This is a genomic window from Mucilaginibacter sp. P2_A5, assembly GCF_056404995.1.
This window is the reverse complement of the sequence record NZ_JBFUCY010000005.1, coordinates 284,408-302,110: the sequence shown is the minus strand read 5'-3', so window position 1 is coordinate 302,110 and position 17,703 is coordinate 284,408. Positions and strand designations below refer to the sequence as shown.

Here is a 17,703-nt window from a genome sequence, read left to right as displayed (position 1 = left end):
GTATAACAACGTAGAAGAGGCWGGAATTGATGCTTTTAGAACCGTAGCAAGGTCTGTTCAAACTCATTATGAATCTATCTTAAACTTCTTCGATAACAGAAGTACTAACGCTTCGGCAGAATCTTTCAATGCTAAGGTCAAAGCTTTTAGAGCCACTTTAAGAGGCGTTAGAGATACTGCTTTCTTCCTATTCAGACTTGCTAAAATATATGCCTGACTTTTTTATCCCCCAACTTTTCGGACTGATCCAATAAAACGCCTGCACACGGCATAGCTCTACGAGCTGTTGATTTTGGTTATGAATCTTTAACTCCAAATCAACGTTTTGTGTACGATAGGGATATTATTCCGATACTTAGACAAAGAGCAGAAGAAATCGAAATCACACAAAGAAAAAATTCTTGGCCTGAATAAATAATGAGCGCTGTTTATCTATTAGAAAAATTGTCGTATAGTTTGCACGCTATCCATATACACAAGGAAGATGCGAATATCAGACTGGCCAGCCAAGCTCATAATATAATATTTTTTAAAAATGACACTTGCATCCCCGCTCAGTACAAAAAAAGCTTTAATGAACTCATAGTAAAAATAGAACGGGCCCAACTTTTCTACGATAAGGTAGCGATTTACAAATTCCCCAATATGCACAAAAGCACGGCTGCAAAATATATAGCTATGTTAATGAGTATACATAGCATATTGGCCTATGATTTAGGATAGCCTATAACTCATAGTAGGCGGTGGATTGAAATCATCCCACAAATACAGAAATATTTACAATATAGAATTTTAAGTTTTTTTCTGAAAAATAACCTTATAGCCCTATAAGGGTGTCTGAAGTCATAAAACTACAATACGTTTTAAACAAACGAAATATTATAGTTTTAGTTTATAGGTCTTAAATGTAAAATTTAAGACCTTTTTTGTTTTTTCCATACCGAATTGAATCATCCTGTTCATAATATTCCGTCCTTTTTGCAGGAACAGTTTGGTATTCCCCCCCCCAATTTCGGAAGATGCGCCGGTGATCAGCATAGTTTTTTTCATGGTCTTATATCATTTTGTTGATACAAAATTCCGGTTATCCTGCTTCCTTGACTTGACATTAACTATGCAATCCTTGACAATTTCACGGTAAAAGCATCTTAAAATTTAAGAAAGGGAAATAATCACAACTAATCGGGAATTCCGCTAATAGCCCGGGGCAGGTATTCACCCCATCTTTGTATCGTCAACAAAAACAAAAAACTTTAAAACTTAAAAAAATGGAAACTCAAGCAAAATCTCAAACAGTAAAAAATGTAGTATTGGTACATGGCGCATTCGCCGATGGCTCTGGATTTAAAGCGCTTTACAACGAATTAACTAAAAAAGGGTATAACGTATCGGTTGTACAAAACCCGCTAACCTCATTGGAAGATGATGTTTTGGCAACACACGTTGCCCTGGATAGGATCGGTGGTCCGGCTATCCTTGCTGGGCACTCATGGGGTGGCGCGGTGATCACCGAAGCCGGTAATCACCCAAATGTCGCCGCCCTGGTTTATATCGCCGCATTTCAGCCGGACAATGGCGAATCTGCTTTGCAATGGTTACAAACTGCTCCCCCTGCGCCTGAGAACGGCGTGCTTCCTCCGGATGACAAAGGAATTGTATACTATGACAAAGATAAATATCATGCAGGTTTTTGTGCGGATATCGATGCTGACGAAGCAGCGTTTATGTATGCGTCTCAGGGTGCTTTTTATGCCAAAGGCTTTGTAAGCCCCATCACCGATGCAGCCTGGAGACACAAACCTGCTTATGGCCTGATAGCTACTGAAGATAAAAGCATTAACCCGGACATACAAAGAAATATGTATAGCCGGTCGAACACCAAGGTAACCGAAGTTAAAGGCAGTCACGTGATCTTCATGTCGCAGCCCGAGATCGTTGCAGGTGTCATTGTTGAAGCTGCACAAGCAGCATCAGCCCGGTAACAAGCATAGTATTTCGCCCACAGGCCCCATTTGCTGTAACCGGTAAATGGGGCCTGTGCATTTACAGCATGTTTGAACTTTGTGTTTTGACGCTTCTTTAGTACTTTAGATGTTTGTTTGATCAACCATGAAACTTACACTAAGAGAGGAAAATACCGGCGGCGAATTGCTGCTATTTAAAGAAGAAGCGGGTTTTGACCGCCTGTTTTTTACCAGAGACAGGTTCAATAAGTATTTTACCATTGCATGGAACGCCGGAGAATGCCAGACCGTTACCATTGACGGCACCAAATATGATTTCCCGGCCAATTCCCTGCTGACCCTTTTGTTTAACCAAACTTTCAGCTTTGAAAATTCTGCAGGCATCATTGCCTGGCAGTTTAACCGGGAATTTTAATGTATCATCGATCATGACAGCGAAGTAAGCTGCGTGGGCTTCCTGTTCAGCAGTACCGATCATATGTTCGTTCAATTAAATGATTCTGCACAACAAAAGCTAAAATTGCTGTCAGATGTTTTCATCGACGAATTTCAAACCTCAGACAATATCCAGAATGAAATGCTGCTGGTACTGCTCAAACGCCTGATCATTTATGTGACCCGGCTGGCAAAATCCGGTTATGTACCGGTCAAAAAATTGCAGGACGAAAGGTTTCATATCATTAGAAAATTCAACCTGCTGGTCGAAGCTAATTTCAAAACAGAGCACTCCGTTAGTTTTTATGCCGATGCGCTTTGCAAGTCCCCTAAAACCTTATCCAACCTTTTTGCCATTTTCAATCAGAAGCCCCCATCGCAGATGATCCAGGAAAGGATCACGGTCGAGGCTAAGCGGCTTTTGTCCTATACCGATAGGTCGGTAAAGCACATTACCTTCGAACTCGGGTTTGAAGATGTGCCCTACTTCTCCAACTTCTTCAAAAAAAATGCCGGCCTATCGCCATCGGACTTCAGAAATTCGCCAAAAGATCCCAAAGAAGGGAAATAATCACAACTAACGGGGAATTGTGCCTATGATCTCCGGTCGCTTTTCACCGCAACTTTGTATCGTTGATCCAAACAAAAAACCTCAACGACAAAATCATGAAAAAGCAAACATTAAAGTTGATTTATTTTGACGGATCTGCTGGTTCCGGTGACTATTATGGATAAACGACACCTGATTGACCCCGTTTAGCCAATTTCAAAATGACCACCTTTAGTGCTTAAATTCGCGCTTTTAGGAAAAGAAGGGAAATTGGCGAAGAGTGTTCAGTACTATTGGTTTATCCATTTAATAGCCGATTTGGATTTATAATTGCCCGCTCATTTAATCACGTCAGAATTTTTATTTTTTTCAAATTACAGGGCTTCGGATACAAGCAATATTCAAAAAAATGTGTGTCGGGTAAAGCGTCGTTCTGTATCCAGAACCAGTCGACTCGTGGGTGTTCGGCAAAAGTACAGATGGATTTTACAAGCAAATAGCCACCCGGCGAATGCTGAATGGCTATTTGTTTACTCGTTGGTACATTGTATCAAACTACAAACGGTCATGCGTATAAAACGCAATTTCTTCCATCGTCATAAAATTGCCTCCGCCCCAGTTGGTGAGTAATTTAAACCTGTAATACCTGAATTTGGGTGTGCCATCGGCCACGGTAAATTCTTCGCCGGCCAATGCAAAAGCTATATCGGCGGCTGTGTTTTGCCCGGGTGGTAAGCCCGATGGTTTTACCGAAGTATAGGAGCCTATTTTTGTCCAGCTGGAAAAACTGCCATCTGAAGATGGACTGTTACTGCCGTACAGCTCAAAGGTTTTCACGCTCTCCAGGTCATACAGCCTGTCATTGGCCTGCCAAACCTTAAAGCGGCTGATGGATGCCGATGCGCCACTATCAAACGTAAACCAGCACGGGATAATGGATTGGGTTGCAAAGCCCGGCGGGCTATAATTTTCGTCCCACAGGTAGCTTTGCAGCCAGCCGTAACCGCCATCTTTTACATCGGTTGGTAAGGTAACCAGGGCGAATTTTGATTTATCAAGCTGCCTTTCAAATTTTGGCAAAGTTACTGTTGACGCGGGGGGCGAAAACGTTTCAAACGCGGTTGAATCGGGCTTGTATAATGATTTGTAGGTAAGCTGCGTGCTTTCTTTATAATCGGGTAGTTCGGTACTGGTTTCGGTTGGTGATATCACTATTTTGCGGGCCGCGCCGTTTTGCCCGGTGTAGTTAATTTCCACCCCTAACTCTCCGCCGGCAGGTTCACCCCAGCCCAGTTCTATTTTATTGCCATCGGCACTTTCGGTTAACGATTTTAGCGTTCTGTTGGTTAACGATGTAAGATAGCTTGGGCCATAAACTATACCCGATCCGTTAATAACCACCGATTTATGGTTTTGGCTATCAAACGTGTATACCGTAAAATTATAGTTGCCTTCGGTAAGGTTAGGGACAATCACCTTAACGGTATCCTTGCCGCCCGAATGCGTTACGGGTACGTCGGTAGAGTCGACCTGGTTATTCCAGTATACCCTGATTTTGGTAACCAGCGGATCGTTGCCCAAAACTACAGCTAACTGTACACGGTTGTACCCTGCCTGTACCAGCATGGTATCTGCCCGGCCCGGGTAAGTGATCTCTCCGCCCTTTTCATATTTTTTGTAAGCATCGCCCGTTGTTTTTGTGCAGGAGCTTAACCCGGCAATAAGGCCAAGCACATACAGGAGGGCAAAATATTTTATCGTCTTCATAAAACTCGTCTCTTTAAATAGTTAATTAATGGGCATCCCCGTACATCATCAGTTCATAAAAATTAACATACGACCCGTTTGACCAATTTTTCAAGGTCCTGAACCTGATGTAACGTACTTTGGGTGTATTGAGTGGGAAGGTTACAGTTTCGCCCGCAAGCGCCGCATCTATATCAGCCTGCGAAAGCTGCCCTTCGGGCAAGCCTGACGGTTTGATTTGCGTATGCGAAACCAGCAACGTCCAGCTGCTGTCATAACTACCATCGGGGTTAGGGTTATTTGAACCCCATATTTCTATCACCCTCGGGTTGTGCAGGGTAAAAAAGAAACCTGGGCGCATAAACCACACCAGGCGGCTTAGTTTGGCAGTTACCCCCATATCAAAAGTAAATTGCTGCGGCATCCGCGATGCATCGCCCGTATGATAAAAACCATCATTTACGTTGCCATCAAAAAGGCCCGCTATGTTGCCGCCGTAGCCAAGCGGTGCATCGGTAGGTAAAACTATGCCCTTCATTTTTGTACGGTCGAGCAATTGCTCAAACAATGGGGTTACTGTTACCATCAAGGTATCTGAAAGGTTGCCCCACCTGTCGCGCACAAAAATGCCAAATTTGGTAGGGGTTGCCGGAAGGCCGCGGGTTGAAAAATCGCCTTGTTTAAGGCTGGTATAATCGGTGTTGATGGGCACAAATTGTTTAAGCGAATCGTTAGAAAGCACAACAATAGCCAGGCTCTCTTCGGTAGCGTTTACAAATTTTACGTTGATGCCCCCAAAATCGGGCGATACCACCAGGCTATCGCGCACAAGCTTTACCGAGGGCGTTAAAGGGTGCACCGTTACAACGGTTGGCGCCGATACATTCTCGCTTTTATCAACAGCATACAAGGTAACCTGGTAGGCGTTGGTATCGCCAAAGCCAACTACCGTTAAGTTACTGTTATAACGGCTCACCTTGGTTTCGCGCACGGCGCCCTGTTTGGTAGTGTACACGGCCCTGATGTATAGCAAATCGGCATCATTAGGCAGGGCATAGCTTATTTTTGCCGAGCCGTGAAGGTTTTCGACGCTTACGCCGGTTACCGGCCCCGGCGCAACCCCATCTTTGGTAACAGGCTCAAGCTTATCCTGCTTACAGGAGTTAATGGCCAATATGGCCAAACTCACAAAGCACATTAATAATATCTTTTTCATTATCTTATATTTTAGATGGATATAATTTTTTTCCGACATCATTTGCATTTCAATTACCACCCCGAGTTTTGAACCAGGTTTGGATTAACCTGCAAATTATATTCTTTAATTGGCCAGAAATAATCGCGCGGGGCAACAAACCGGGGGCTGTACAGCAGCACCCTGCGGTTATAATCTTCATAGCTGCTTTGCAAAATATCCCAGCCATAAATTGGTGCGCTTAACACCTGCGGCGCGGTTTTCCAGCGGCGAAGGTCCCAAAAGCGGCTGCCTTCAAATGCCATCTCGATACCACGCTCCTGGCGGATGATGTCGCGCAGGCCGGTAATACTGGTATACTTGGCCGGATTGGTTGAAAAACTGGTCCATGAGCTCTCTACCGATTTTAAACCTGCCCTTGCCCTTACCTGGTTTAAATAAGGCAAAGCAGCGGCCGAATTACCCGATTCATTCAACGTTTCGGCATATAACAGGTACAAATCGCTCAGGCGCATTACCGGCCATGGGTACGATTCGAGCGTTACATTGGTAGATGAGAATACCAGGTTCCAATTCACTATTTTTTTGGTGTAGTAACCGGTAATAGAATATAGGCGGCTTTGCTTTTTACCCGAGTATTGCTCCAGTTTACTCTGCACGTTATAGGTGCCGTTTTTCATAAACCAGGTTGAGCCATCAAAAGCCATATCGGCATAAAAGCGGCGCTCCCTGTCAAAATGCAGCCCCACGGTTTGGTAACCGTTTTGCATACCGGCATCGGTGCTTGTAGTGGTGCGCAGTTTAAAGCGGTTGGCGTAATCCCAGGTTTTATCTTCTTCAATAGGTACGCCGTTTTTGGTATAAAACAGTTCGGCCATTTTTAGCGGCGGCGCCAGCTTGCCTTTTAAATCAAGGTTGATGTTGTTAGGATCAAGCTGCGGGATGGCAAACTCCTGTAACCAGAAGGTTGGGTTGCCGCTTGATGTTAATCCCCATATCAGTTCGCTATTCCACTTTTCGCAAACCGAATTGCGGATGTTCATTTCAACCTTGGTTACATCATCAACAGCGGTAATGCCCGGCGTAAAATAATACAGCTTTAACCCCGCTGCGGCAGCAGCATCAATGGCAACTTTACAGGCGGCAGCGGCCCTTGCCCATTTGGTGGCATCATACTGCGGGTTAAAAAGCAGTTTGCCATTATTGGCCTTTAAGCCTGCAAAATCATTATTGCCGTTAAACAATGGGCTTGCACCGGTAACCAGTACACGGGCTTTAATGGAAAGCGCCGCTACCTTGGTAACCCGGCCAAGCTCGGTTGATGCACTGGTAATTACGCTTGGTAAGCCGGTGTTATCATCGCCCGCGGCGGCATCATCAAGCAGCCGGGCAATGTAGTTCACTACCGAATCGGCCGGCTGGCGGTACACTTTAACATCTTCGGGCGCCGCGGTTATGGCTATATTTTTATCCATGATAGGTATAGGCCCATACATCCTGAACAGGTACCAATGAAAATATGCTTTTAAAAATTTGGCCTCGGCTACCCAGCGCACTTTAACGTAGGGTTGCAAATCGGTTACTTTATCCAAATTATCTAAAAAGGTATTACAGGCCCTTATCCCCTGCCATAACGATTTGCCATCATAGCCATCCCAGTAGTTCATGTAAGGGTCGGCCCGGTTTTGGTTACCGCGGGCAATGTTATAGGGGTCAAGGTAAAAGAAATCCTCTGTCATGGGCCAATAGGTCCAGGCTTCATCGCCACCGCTGAAGGCAGGGTTTTTATCGGGATGCCCTTCCTGCGGCAGGTACGAGTACAGGGTAAACAAATATTTTTCGGCCTCGTTGCGGTTGGCAAAGGCATTATCAATGGTTGCCACGTTATCGGGCACTACATCAAGGTAACTTTTTTTACAGGACGGCATACCTGCCGCTATTAGCAGCAGCAAGGCAAGGCCCATAGATTTCCGACCTAAAAGGCCTGAATATCGGGTGTATATAGTTAACAATTTCATCTCGATTAAATTTTAGCAGGATTTACAGTTGAACATTTATCCCCACGTTAAACACTTTTTGAACCGGGTAACCAAGCCCGTTACTACCTTGCTCAGGATCCCAAAGCTTAAAGCCGCTGATAAGGAACAGGTTGGTACCGTTGGCATAAATCCTTAAGCCCGATATATGGAACCTTTTTAAGGTTTTATCTTTAATACTATACCCCAATTCGGCAGTTTTCATACGCAGGAAAGCCCCGTTGCGCATCCACCAGTTGGATGGCTGGTTGTTATTGGTATTTTGTGTTAAACCAAGCCTTGGCCAAAAAGCATATAAGTTCCGGTTATCTTCAGACCAGTGATCATTGGCAACTACATTAAGCAAACCATGCTGGTAAGCGCCATTGGCCACAAAGGGAGAAATAGCCGCAGGGTCGATAAAAAAGGACGACCGGGCCGATCCCTGGAAAAATGTACTGATATCGAAGTTTTTATAGCCGAATGAGAAGCCGAAGCCGTAAATAATTTCGGGCGTGGTTGGGTAACCAAGGCCGTTAATCATATCAAGGGCGGTTATTTGCCCGTCGCTGTTTAAATCGCGGTATTTGATATCGCCTCCCCTAACCTCGCCGAAGTTTTGTTTGGGCGAGTTTTTTACATCTTCGTCATCAACAAACAAACGTTCGGCAACAAGGCCGTACACTTCGCCCAATGATTGCCCCACGCGCGACAGGTATTGTTCATTGGCAGGGTACGCAGGCTCTTCATTTACCAGCAGCTTACTGGCTGCATAAGTAAATGTGCCCCGCATTTGCAGCCAGGCGCTGCCAAAGTTTTTATTATAGTCCATAGCCACATCAATACCCTTGCCTTCGGCTACGCCTACGTTGGCGCTTACCGGGGCTGTAAGGCCCATGGTAGTTGGTATGTAGGCGCGCTGCATTAAAATATTGCTGCGGCGTTCATGATAGGCATCTACTGTAATGTTTAGGGCATCAAACAAACCCAAATCCATCCCAATATTGGTTTTCTTCGATTTTTCCCAGGTGATACCGTCATTGGCATACCTGGATATAGAAACGCCCGAGCGGTTATAGGCATAGTTTTCGCCAAAGTACGACCCGAAATTACCGTCGTTAAGGTTTACGTTGGATAGGTAAAAAAACCTGTCGTTAACGCTGCCAATCTGGTCGTTACCCACCAAACCGTAGGTGGCGCGGAACTTTAACTTGGTGATGGTGTGGACTAAGGGCTCAAAAAACTTTTCGTTATTAACGTTCCAGGCAACACCTACCGACGGGAAAAAACCAAAACGGTTATTGCGTGCAAAACGCTCCGATCCGTTGTAACCAAAGTTGGTTTCAAACAGGTAACGGTTATCATACCCGTAGGTTAGCCTGCCGCTAACGCCCTGGTTACGAAAAGGGAGCGACGATTGCAAATCGCCGGCATTACCGGTAACATAGTTACGCTGTATACCTATGAGCAGGCCGCTTACATTATGCAATTTATTAAAAGTGCGGTTATAGTTTAGGGCAACCTCGGCATAGTTGGTACTGTTTACTATTTTATTGCCCTGGTTGTAGTTAAGGTATTCAGTAGCCGATTTTTCGTTTAGTAACGATAAGGTATAACCCTTAGGGTCGGTAGCCGAAGCGCTGGCTGCGTAATAAAACGGCGTATATTGCCTGCTCAGGTTAAAGTAAGCGTAGCGCTGGGTATAAGCCATGGCCCTTGCCGACAGGCCTTCGGTAATAAATTTCAGGTCCTGTTTAATTTCAAGCTGTACATTCAGGGTTGATGTGCTGTACTGCTGAAAACCTGATACCATATCGGCAAAAGGGTTATCGTAAACATCGCCGTTTGATCCTCTTGGCGCGTTACCAAATAAGGGGTGTTTAACCAAAGGCAAATCAGATGCAGGGAATGTTGCAGGGAACAACACCGGGTTGGCATTTAACGCGCTGCCGAAAACTGCGCCGCCACCGCCTATAGGGCCGTTATAATCGTCAAAATCGCCGGATGTACGCACAATAGCCTCGGTAGATGAGGTAAGTTTTACGTTTACGTTCGACCGGATCTCGTAGCTTTTAAGGCTTACATTGTTGTTGAAATTGTTGCCGGTTTGCGCCTTTAACACACCATTATCCCTATTGGCCGACGCCGATATATAATATTGGGCGCGGTTAACACCGCCGCTTATGTTTAAGTTAAGCCTTTGGTTGTTGGTGTAATTTTTAATTAACGAGCCAATCCAGTCGTTACTCGGGTAAAGCAGCGGATTATCTCCGGCCATGGTATGGTCTATTTTGTTTTGGGTATAGGGTAACGGTGAAAGCGGGTTCCTGGTTAGGGCCGCTTCGTTTGATAATTTCATATAGGTGATATTATCGGCGAGCGCAAAATTCCGGGTGTTTGACGAGGTCGAATTTTCAAACCGCACATTCATTTTGGTATCACCCACTTTGCCCGATTTGGTGGTAACCAGTATAACGCCATTGGCGCCTCGCGCACCGTATAGCGATGAAGCTGCAGCATCCTTCAGGATAGAAAACCCGGCAATATCATCCGGCTGAAGGCGGGCCAGCGTGTTGGTGGTTGATTCCATACCATCAATCAGTATCAGCGGATCGATTTTACCCGAACCAAATGAGGTTATCCCCCTGATGAAGAACGATGCGTTATCGGCACCCGGTTCGCCGCTGCGCTGGTACGATATTAAACCGGCAATGCGGCCGGCAAGCATAGTAGTTAAGTTACTGGTTGGCCCTTTTATCTCTTTGGGGTTAATGGTAGTGATGGAGCTTACCATACTTTCCTTTTTCTGGATACCGTAGGCTACTACCACAACCTCGTTCAGATCGTTTTTATCATCAAGCAGTACCACATCAATAGTGTGGCGCTGGTTAATGGCTACCTCCTGTTTGGCATAGCCTAAAAAAGAAAATACAAGGGTATCGGTGGCTTTGGGTACCTTAATGGTATAATCGCCGCTAACTGTGGTAATGGTACCGCTTTTGGTATGTTTTATGGCAACACTTACGCCGGGCATTACCAGCCCTTTGTTGTCAGTTACCTTACCACTAACGGTAAATGCCGTTTGCGCCAGGGATACCTTCCCCAGGATCAATAAAAACAGTAAGCAACAAAGGTACTTCACCTTCAAATAGGTAAAAATTCTTTCATTCATGATGGGTTTGTGTAAAGGTTGAACTATAATTTGGTATTTGTATGTACATAATTACATATTAAAATAACAAAAACAAAATTTTTCGCTATAAAATTTAAATAAGTTGTGAATGAGCGCTTAAAATGTAATTTTAACCTGTATTTTAATGATTTAGGCTCTAATAATATCGATTTAAATAACAAACATTCGAACATATTTATTAAATGTTGATACATTATAAAATATTTTAAAAAGATATCTTCAAAATGAGTTGATGAAGTGGAGAAAACGGCATTAAAGTCACAAAAAAAGAGGGTTGTAATTTTTTGTGGTTTTTTTGAATTTTCTTGTACTTTTTTTAGCCAAAAATTAGAGTTAACTGCTTAAAAATTGCACATAATTGATAAGTTTTTGCATTTGAGGGGGGCAAAAAGGCATAACGCAAAACCGGCCGCAAAGGCGGCCTGTTTAATCGCGCATCATTGTGAATGATAAATTTCACGAAACTATGAAAGGGGCAATGATATATCGCATGGCGACGAAGACTCACCCCGGCTACGCTGCGCTGGCCGACCCTCTCTCCGGCTGAAGCCGCAAAGAGGGTTTTGAAACCGCTCTTCAATAAATAGCTGATTAACAAAAAATTACAATAAAAAACCCTCTTTCCACCGCAGGTGAAGAGAGGGTGGTCGGGCGTAGCCTCGACCGGGTGAGTCTTAGCCAGCGTTCAATCAGATGTCTTCGTAAATTCCAATACTTCATGGGTAAGTACGAAGTGATGACGGTCTTTTTCTATTGTCAGACCGCTTCTTATTTATTCCTGGCAGCCCACTGTTTTAAAACTGTAATAGCATCGTAAAGCACCCCAGCCTCGCCCCTGAAATCGCCTGAACCTTTTGGGGCGCCGGTTCGTACATCGTACCACTCAAAAAAGCCTTTGTTGGCAATAACCCTATCCAGCATTGGCGATAACTCGGCATAAGCATCCTTGGCGTAACCGTATGATAGTAAGGGAGCTATCATGCGGCCGCCAAACCATGTCCAGTCGCCGCCATTCTGATAATCATAGGAATGCATGTTCGGGAAGCGCTCTGTTGGGTATGGCGGGTAAACGGTAATGCCAATAGTTGCATGCTTTTCTTTAGCCGCCGCAGCCACCATCTGGCGGTTTATTTCTTTAACCTCGGCCGGGGTATTAAAACCAGCCTGTATAGCGCATATCGATCCGCCTAAATACAAGATCTTTTTTTCATTAAAATCGGGCGCAAAGGGGCTGCCATTAAGGTATAGGTGCGGGATATACTTCTGCTCATGGTTATCCCACAGGTATTTACGCACATTTTTGGTAACATTAGCCGCTACATGTGCCCAGTTTTGTTTGGCTTTATAGCCTTTTGGCTGCATGGCCACAAAATTGTGCAGGGCCATCACAAACATGGCATTATCATATATATCAATGGCCCATTTGGTTTTATCGTTTATAGCCACACCCCAGCCGCCATCGGCCTGCACATCTCCCCAATCAATGGTGGTAGCCCCGGTTACCAGGCCATACTTTGCCGACCAGCGGTCTTTCTGCAGGTATATAAAAGCATCCTCCATACGCTGCAATACTGTTTTGCCTCCAATAATTTCATTTAAAATGGTTTTATCGCCGGTAACATCAATATATTTTTTAACGGCCTGCACCAGCGATGATTCCTGGTCTGTCTCCACAGTATTTTTATGGGCCGCCCAGCCACGCAATAAAGGCGAGTAGCGGTATTTGTAGCCCACGTTTGCTTTGGCACTATCTACCACACCATCAACTATATTACCATCCTCACCCTGAATCTTAAAAAATAGCAGTATCTTTGTTTTAACCTCATCCTTAGGATGCACCTGAAGCGATCCCTTAATAAAAGTATTAAAATCGCGGATCCAAACCTCGTTGTAGGATGTGCCTGCAGAAAAGCCCGAAAGTAATTTTAAAGCCCTTGCCTGGATAGTATCTAACCGTTCATCGGCCATGATAGTTTTGGCAAGCACCGCCTTACCTGTTGTTTGGCCGTTGGCAGATACGCCGGTAAGCGTAGAAAGCGTAATAAAAAAAGGCAAAAGTATTTTCATGCAGAGTTTATTTTATAAATGAAAGCTGTTTTAGGATATAACGACGGGTAAATCACCTGATATTAATAATATGTACAAACATAAAAACATTAAAATTCAATCCAAATTTATTATGCGTTTTATTTGCAGAAAATATAAAGCTATCTTTAAGTTTTAGACAATTCCTGTAAGAAGAGCCGAATGCTTCATTTAACACATAAGGGATAAACATATTAATAAAACAGTGGCCGTTAATTGACAAATTATTTAATTTGCACTATACTGTTCATAAACCTGGATAAATACCAACATGAAATTTTCAATAGATCATAAAAGCAGCGTTCCGCTTCATATACAGGCCGAGAACCTGCTGAGAGAACTGATAAAAGACCCTGAGTACCAGGCAGGTAAGCTTTTACCCAACGAAGTAGATTTGGCAAAAAAGCTGGCCATCTCCAGGACCACCTTGCGCCAGGCTATTAATAAATTGGTTTATGAAGAACTCCTGATCAGGAAGAAAAAGCTGGGAACAAAAGTGGCTCAGCCCAAAATGAGCTCAAAAGCAATGAACTGGCTGAGTTTTACCCAGGAAATGCAGGCACGCGGTATTGTAATTAAAAATTACGAACTGCATGTGAGCTGGGTGTACCCCGACGATTATATAGCCAACTTTTTTGATATAAAAACCGAAAAAAAGATACTGAAACTGGAACGCTTAAGAGGAAATGCCGACGAAGCTTTTGTTTATTTTGTGTCCTATTTTCACCCCAGGATTGGCCTTACCGGCGATGAGGATTTTAAAAAACCATTATACGAAATGCTTGAAAATGAGCATTCTGTAGTTGCCGACCTATCGAAAGAAGAAATTAGCGCCAAGGCAGCCGATAAATTTATTGCCGGCAAACTGGAGATAGATATTGGCAGCCCGGTACTTTTCAGGAAGCGTTTTGTATTTGACCAGGGCGACCGGCCAATGGAGTATAACCTGGGTTACTACAAAGCCGAAAGTTTTGAGTATACAGTAGAAAGCCGAAGGACAAGTTAGGCCGAAACTAAATATTGATTACTTGTTTGGATTTTAAATGAAATCTAATATGTTTGCACATTATAACATATAACGATTGTATGAGCAAAGGTCCCGTTTTAAAAAATGACGTCAAACCAGATATTCAAGAACTGAGGTCGACCAGCCAGTTCCTTATTCCGGCTGAAAAGCAATCGGCCCAAAATACTGAATACGATATCTACCCCACATTTAAGATTGACGGGCCCATTTTTAACGGATTTGAAAAGCTGGCAAGCTGGATTATAGCGCAGCAACAAAACATCATTATTGACGGCTATTCGGGCGTGTACTGGGATATTTTTATACAACACCTTAATGCCGAGCTTGTTGATAAGGGAGCAAGCGTAAACTGGATAAACATTAATGAGGCCCTTAAACCTGAATTGGTTATACATGCCACAATAGAACCATTTATGGGCGGCGACGACCCTTTGTTTGGGAAGATTTACGAAGGTACCCTGGCAGACTTTTTTGACAGCGACGTGCTGGGCGAATTAAAGCCGGCAGGCAACTGCCTGAACATTATTTACGGCTGCGGCGCGGCACTCAGCGGCTGGCAGGCACCCCTTATTTACCTGGATGTTCCTAAAAACGAAATCCAATTCAGGTCGAGGGCAGACAAGATCTGCAACCTTGGCGATCATCAACCCGCAGACTCTAAAATACAATATAAACGTTTTTATTTTGTTGACTGGCCGGTACTTAATAAACATAAAAAGCAATTACTGCCCGTTGTTGATATAATTGTTGACGAGCAAAGAATTGATGATATCAGCTGGGCAACCGGAGATACATTGAGGAATGCACTAAAACAACTATCGGGGCACATGTTCAGGGCCCGGCCATGGTTTGAACCCGGTGTATGGGGTGGCCGCTGGATAAAAGATAACATTAATGGTTTAAACGACGAAGTGGTAAACTATGCCTGGTCGTTTGAGTTGATAGCACCCGAAAACGGCATTATACTGCAATATGATGACCATATGCTGGAAGTATCGTTAGATACCCTGTTTTTATACAACAACCAGGCTATTTTAGGTAAAGCGGCAGCCAGGTTCGGTGATGCCTTCCCCATCAGGTTTGATTTCCTGGATACTTTTGATGGCGGAAACCTTTCGCTGCAATGCCACCCCACGGTAGCTTATACCAAGGCCAATTTTGGCGAAGATTTTACGCAGGACGAAACCTATTACATTCTTGATGCCGAACCGGATGCCGAAGTGTACCTGGGTTTCCAGGATAATATTGACAGACAGGAATTTAAAGCTGTACTGGAAGATAGTTTTCAAAACAATCAGCCTGTTGAGATAAAGGACTATGTGCAAACGTTCCCGGCAAAAAAGCATGACCTGTTTTTGATTCCAAATGGTACGGTACATTGCTCTGGCAAAAACAATATGGTGCTTGAAATAAGCGCCACGCCCTATATTTTCACCTTTAAAATGTACGATTGGCTTCGCCCGGATCTGAATGGAAACCCGCGCACACTGAATATCGACAGAGCATTTGAAAATCTGAACTTCGACAGAAAAGGCGATGTGGTTACCGACACGTTAATATCAAAACAAACAGTAGCCAAACAGGGTAAAGATTGGCAGGTAATTAACCTTACCACGCATCCGGCGCATTTTTACGCCATTGAACGTTTTGAGTTTGATACCGCTGTTCAAGAAAACACCAACAACCAGTGCCATGTATTAAGCCTGGTAGAAGGCGAAAGCATAAAAGTTACCACCAATGGATTGACGCAAGTTATCCATTATGCCGAAACATTTATTGTACCGGCCAATGCGTTAAGCTACACCATGACCAATATCGGTAACAGCAGGGCAAAAGTGGTAAAAGCCTTTGTTAAGGATGAATGCTGTTAGTTAACAATCAACAAAAAAGAATAAACCATTACCTAAATTATCATTTCATGAACCAGCAAAATTCAAAGTCTGTACAAAGCAGGTCTACCCTATTTTTGGTGGCCATTACTTTGGTAGCAACATTGGGCGGTTTACTTTTCGGTTTCGATATGGCCGTAATTTCGGGCGTGCTGCCTTTTGTAAAAAGCCAGTTCTCGTTATCTACTGCAACAGAGGGCTGGTTTGTATCATCGGCATTAGTTGGCTGTATTATTGGCGTATCGTTCTCGGGCGATTTAAGCGACCGGATAGGCCGTAAAAAGATGCTGATGTTAGCGGCCATATTATTCCTGCTTTCGGCAATTGGTTCGGCGTTATCATCGGGTTTTACCTTACTTATACTGGCACGGATGCTTGGTGGTATGGGCGTTGGGGTGGCATCAATTGTAGCGCCTTTATATATCTCAGAAATTGCCCCCGCAAACGTAAGGGGCCGCCTGGTTACCTTTTACCAGCTGGCTATTACCGCGGGGATACTGGTGGCCTATTTGACCAACGCGGGCTTACTAAGTTTTTCTTTAAGCTATAGAGGCAGCGGACTGGGCGATATTTTAAACCTGGTACTGGTTAAGGAAGTTTGGCGCGGCATGTTGGGTTTAGGTACAGTGCCTGCCCTGCTTTTTTTTACAGGCTTATGCTTTGTACCCGAAAGCCCGCGCTGGCTTATTCAACAAGGTAAAAATAATGAAGGGATAGCTATTTTGGCAAAAATCACCAATATGGCTTCGGCGCAAAAAGATGCCTTGCTAATTCAAAACACCAAAAGCCAGGAGAAAGGATCATATAAAGAAGTGTTTTCGCCGGCCATGCGCAAGCCCTTACTTATCGGCCTGCTGCTGCCCCTGTTTTCTCAATTCAGCGGTATTAACGCAGTCATTTATTACGGGCCGCGTATTTTAAGCGATGCGGGCATAAACATTACCAATGCACTGCTTGGGCAAATCATTTTTGGCATAGCCAATTTCCTGTTTACCATTATAGCCATCTGGAAGGTAGATAAAATGGGGCGCAGGCCATTATACATTGCAGGTTCGTTGGGTGCTACGGTGTGCCTGGCATTTACCGGAATTTGTTTTTATGCAGGAGCAACCAGCAGCATCTCTTTAGTCATTAGCATTATACTATTCCTGGCCTGCTTCGCATTCTCTATCGGGCCGCTTAAATTTGTTATCGCTTCAGAAATTTTCCCTACCAAAATACGCGGCAGGGCTTTGGCATTAAGTATAATGGTGATGTGGATTGCCGATACTATTGTAGGCCAGCTTACCCCCATGTTTTTAGGATCGGTTGGGCCGGCAGCTACCTTTTGGTTTTTCTCGGCTTGCTGCCTGTTATCATTCTGGGTAGTATATAAGATGGTACCGGAGACCAAGGGTAAGTCGCTTGAAGAGGTTCAGGAGATTTGGGCAGGGCATTAAAGCCTCACCCTGCCCTCTCCAAAGGAGAGGGTTCTTGATTTGCATGTTTTTTAAGTCCCCTCCCTTGGAGAGGATTTAGGTGAGGCTCCTCCATTGGAAAGGGTTCTTGATTTACCTCTTTTTTAAGTCTCTCCTTTGGAGAGGATTTAGGTGAGGCTCTTAACG

General features: G+C 44.2%; 13 protein-coding genes. 7 read left to right on the top strand and 6 right to left on the bottom strand.

Annotation, left to right across the window (positions count from 1 at the left end):
* A partial coding sequence (locus AC1DXF_RS06555) for a transposase (protein ID WP_477447344.1) occupies window positions 1-217 on the top strand: 217 nt, incomplete at its 5' end.
* A 662-nt stretch (window positions 218-879) separates the two neighbouring features.
* Here AC1DXF_RS06555 and AC1DXF_RS06550 read toward each other — a convergent pair.
* Window positions 880-1,050, bottom strand: a complete 171-nt coding sequence (locus AC1DXF_RS06550; RefSeq protein WP_477447341.1) for a hypothetical protein — start codon at window positions 1,048-1,050, stop codon at window positions 880-882.
* Window positions 1,051-1,268: 218 nt separating this feature from the next.
* Here AC1DXF_RS06550 and AC1DXF_RS06545 point away from each other — a divergent pair, with 218 nt between their 5' ends.
* From AC1DXF_RS06545 to AC1DXF_RS06535, 3 genes are all read left to right on the top strand, one after another.
* Window positions 1,269-1,982: an alpha/beta hydrolase gene (locus tag AC1DXF_RS06545; RefSeq protein ID WP_477447339.1), complete on the top strand. Its 714-nt coding sequence runs from the start codon at window positions 1,269-1,271 to the stop codon at window positions 1,980-1,982.
* Between the two features lie 127 nt (window positions 1,983-2,109).
* A complete protein-coding gene (locus AC1DXF_RS06540; RefSeq protein WP_477447337.1) occupies window positions 2,110-2,379 on the top strand; it encodes a hypothetical protein in 270 nt (89 codons plus the stop codon).
* 63 nt (window positions 2,380-2,442) lie between these two features.
* Window positions 2,443-2,970, top strand: a complete 528-nt coding sequence (locus AC1DXF_RS06535) for a helix-turn-helix domain-containing protein (protein ID WP_477447335.1) — start codon at window positions 2,443-2,445, stop codon at window positions 2,968-2,970.
* 534 nt (window positions 2,971-3,504) lie between these two features.
* On the opposite strand, the gene AC1DXF_RS06530 is transcribed toward AC1DXF_RS06535, so the two are convergent.
* From AC1DXF_RS06530 to AC1DXF_RS06510, 5 genes are all read right to left on the bottom strand, one after another.
* Window positions 3,505-4,716 carry a DUF4998 domain-containing protein gene (locus AC1DXF_RS06530; RefSeq protein ID WP_477447333.1) on the bottom strand — a complete coding sequence of 404 codons (1,212 nt, stop codon included), beginning with the start codon at window positions 4,714-4,716 and terminating at the stop codon, window positions 3,505-3,507.
* Window positions 4,717-4,741: 25 nt separating this feature from the next.
* Window positions 4,742-5,911 (bottom strand): DUF5000 domain-containing lipoprotein, encoded by a 1,170-nt coding sequence (locus AC1DXF_RS06525; protein WP_477447331.1) that lies wholly within the window; start codon window positions 5,909-5,911, stop codon window positions 4,742-4,744.
* Window positions 5,912-5,964: 53 nt separating this feature from the next.
* Complete coding sequence (locus tag AC1DXF_RS06520; RefSeq protein ID WP_477447329.1) at window positions 5,965-7,908, bottom strand: RagB/SusD family nutrient uptake outer membrane protein; 1,944 nt, start codon at window positions 7,906-7,908, stop codon at window positions 5,965-5,967.
* A 22-nt stretch (window positions 7,909-7,930) separates the two neighbouring features.
* Window positions 7,931-11,077 carry a SusC/RagA family TonB-linked outer membrane protein gene (locus AC1DXF_RS06515; RefSeq protein WP_477447326.1) on the bottom strand — a complete coding sequence of 1,049 codons (3,147 nt, stop codon included), beginning with the start codon at window positions 11,075-11,077 and terminating at the stop codon, window positions 7,931-7,933.
* A gap of 789 nt (window positions 11,078-11,866) precedes the next feature.
* On the bottom strand, window positions 11,867-13,165 hold the full coding sequence (locus tag AC1DXF_RS06510; RefSeq protein WP_477447324.1) for a glucosidase family protein: 1,299 nt from the start codon (window positions 13,163-13,165) through the stop codon (window positions 11,867-11,869).
* A gap of 289 nt (window positions 13,166-13,454) precedes the next feature.
* On the opposite strand from AC1DXF_RS06510, the gene AC1DXF_RS06505 reads away from it, so the two are divergent.
* The 3 genes from AC1DXF_RS06505 to AC1DXF_RS06495 all read left to right on the top strand — a co-directional run bounded on the left by AC1DXF_RS06505 (window position 13,455) and on the right by AC1DXF_RS06495 (window position 17,538).
* Complete coding sequence (locus tag AC1DXF_RS06505) at window positions 13,455-14,189, top strand: GntR family transcriptional regulator (RefSeq protein WP_477447322.1); 735 nt, start codon at window positions 13,455-13,457, stop codon at window positions 14,187-14,189.
* Between the two features lie 80 nt (window positions 14,190-14,269).
* The gene (locus AC1DXF_RS06500) at window positions 14,270-16,081 is read left to right on the top strand and encodes a class I mannose-6-phosphate isomerase (protein WP_477447320.1); all 1,812 of its coding nucleotides are present in this window, start codon (window positions 14,270-14,272) and stop codon (window positions 16,079-16,081) included.
* Window positions 16,082-16,128: 47 nt separating this feature from the next.
* Entirely contained in the window at window positions 16,129-17,538 is a 1,410-nt protein-coding gene (locus AC1DXF_RS06495; protein ID WP_477447318.1) for a sugar porter family MFS transporter, read from the top strand.
* Window positions 17,539-17,703: the final 165 nt, after the last annotated feature.

What these genes read in the sequence shown, in the direction of transcription:
- AC1DXF_RS06550 (WP_477447341.1), bottom strand. Translation starts at nt 1,050, where the DNA reads ATGAAAAAAACTATGCTGATCACCGGCGCATCTTCCGAAATTGGGGGG.
- AC1DXF_RS06545 (WP_477447339.1), top strand. Translation starts at nt 1,269, where the DNA reads ATGGAAACTCAAGCAAAATCTCAAACAGTAAAAAATGTAGTATTGGTA.
- AC1DXF_RS06540 (WP_477447337.1), top strand. Translation starts at nt 2,110, where the DNA reads ATGAAACTTACACTAAGAGAGGAAAATACCGGCGGCGAATTGCTGCTA.
- AC1DXF_RS06535 (WP_477447335.1), top strand. Translation starts at nt 2,443, where the DNA reads ATGTTCGTTCAATTAAATGATTCTGCACAACAAAAGCTAAAATTGCTG.
- AC1DXF_RS06530 (WP_477447333.1), bottom strand. Translation starts at nt 4,716, where the DNA reads ATGAAGACGATAAAATATTTTGCCCTCCTGTATGTGCTTGGCCTTATT.
- AC1DXF_RS06525 (WP_477447331.1), bottom strand. Translation starts at nt 5,911, where the DNA reads ATGAAAAAGATATTATTAATGTGCTTTGTGAGTTTGGCCATATTGGCC.
- AC1DXF_RS06520 (WP_477447329.1), bottom strand. Translation starts at nt 7,908, where the DNA reads ATGAAATTGTTAACTATATACACCCGATATTCAGGCCTTTTAGGTCGG.
- AC1DXF_RS06515 (WP_477447326.1), bottom strand. Translation starts at nt 11,077, where the DNA reads ATGAATGAAAGAATTTTTACCTATTTGAAGGTGAAGTACCTTTGTTGC.
- AC1DXF_RS06510 (WP_477447324.1), bottom strand. Translation starts at nt 13,165, where the DNA reads ATGAAAATACTTTTGCCTTTTTTTATTACGCTTTCTACGCTTACCGGC.
- AC1DXF_RS06505 (WP_477447322.1), top strand. Translation starts at nt 13,455, where the DNA reads ATGAAATTTTCAATAGATCATAAAAGCAGCGTTCCGCTTCATATACAG.
- AC1DXF_RS06500 (WP_477447320.1), top strand. Translation starts at nt 14,270, where the DNA reads ATGAGCAAAGGTCCCGTTTTAAAAAATGACGTCAAACCAGATATTCAA.
- AC1DXF_RS06495 (WP_477447318.1), top strand. Translation starts at nt 16,129, where the DNA reads ATGAACCAGCAAAATTCAAAGTCTGTACAAAGCAGGTCTACCCTATTT.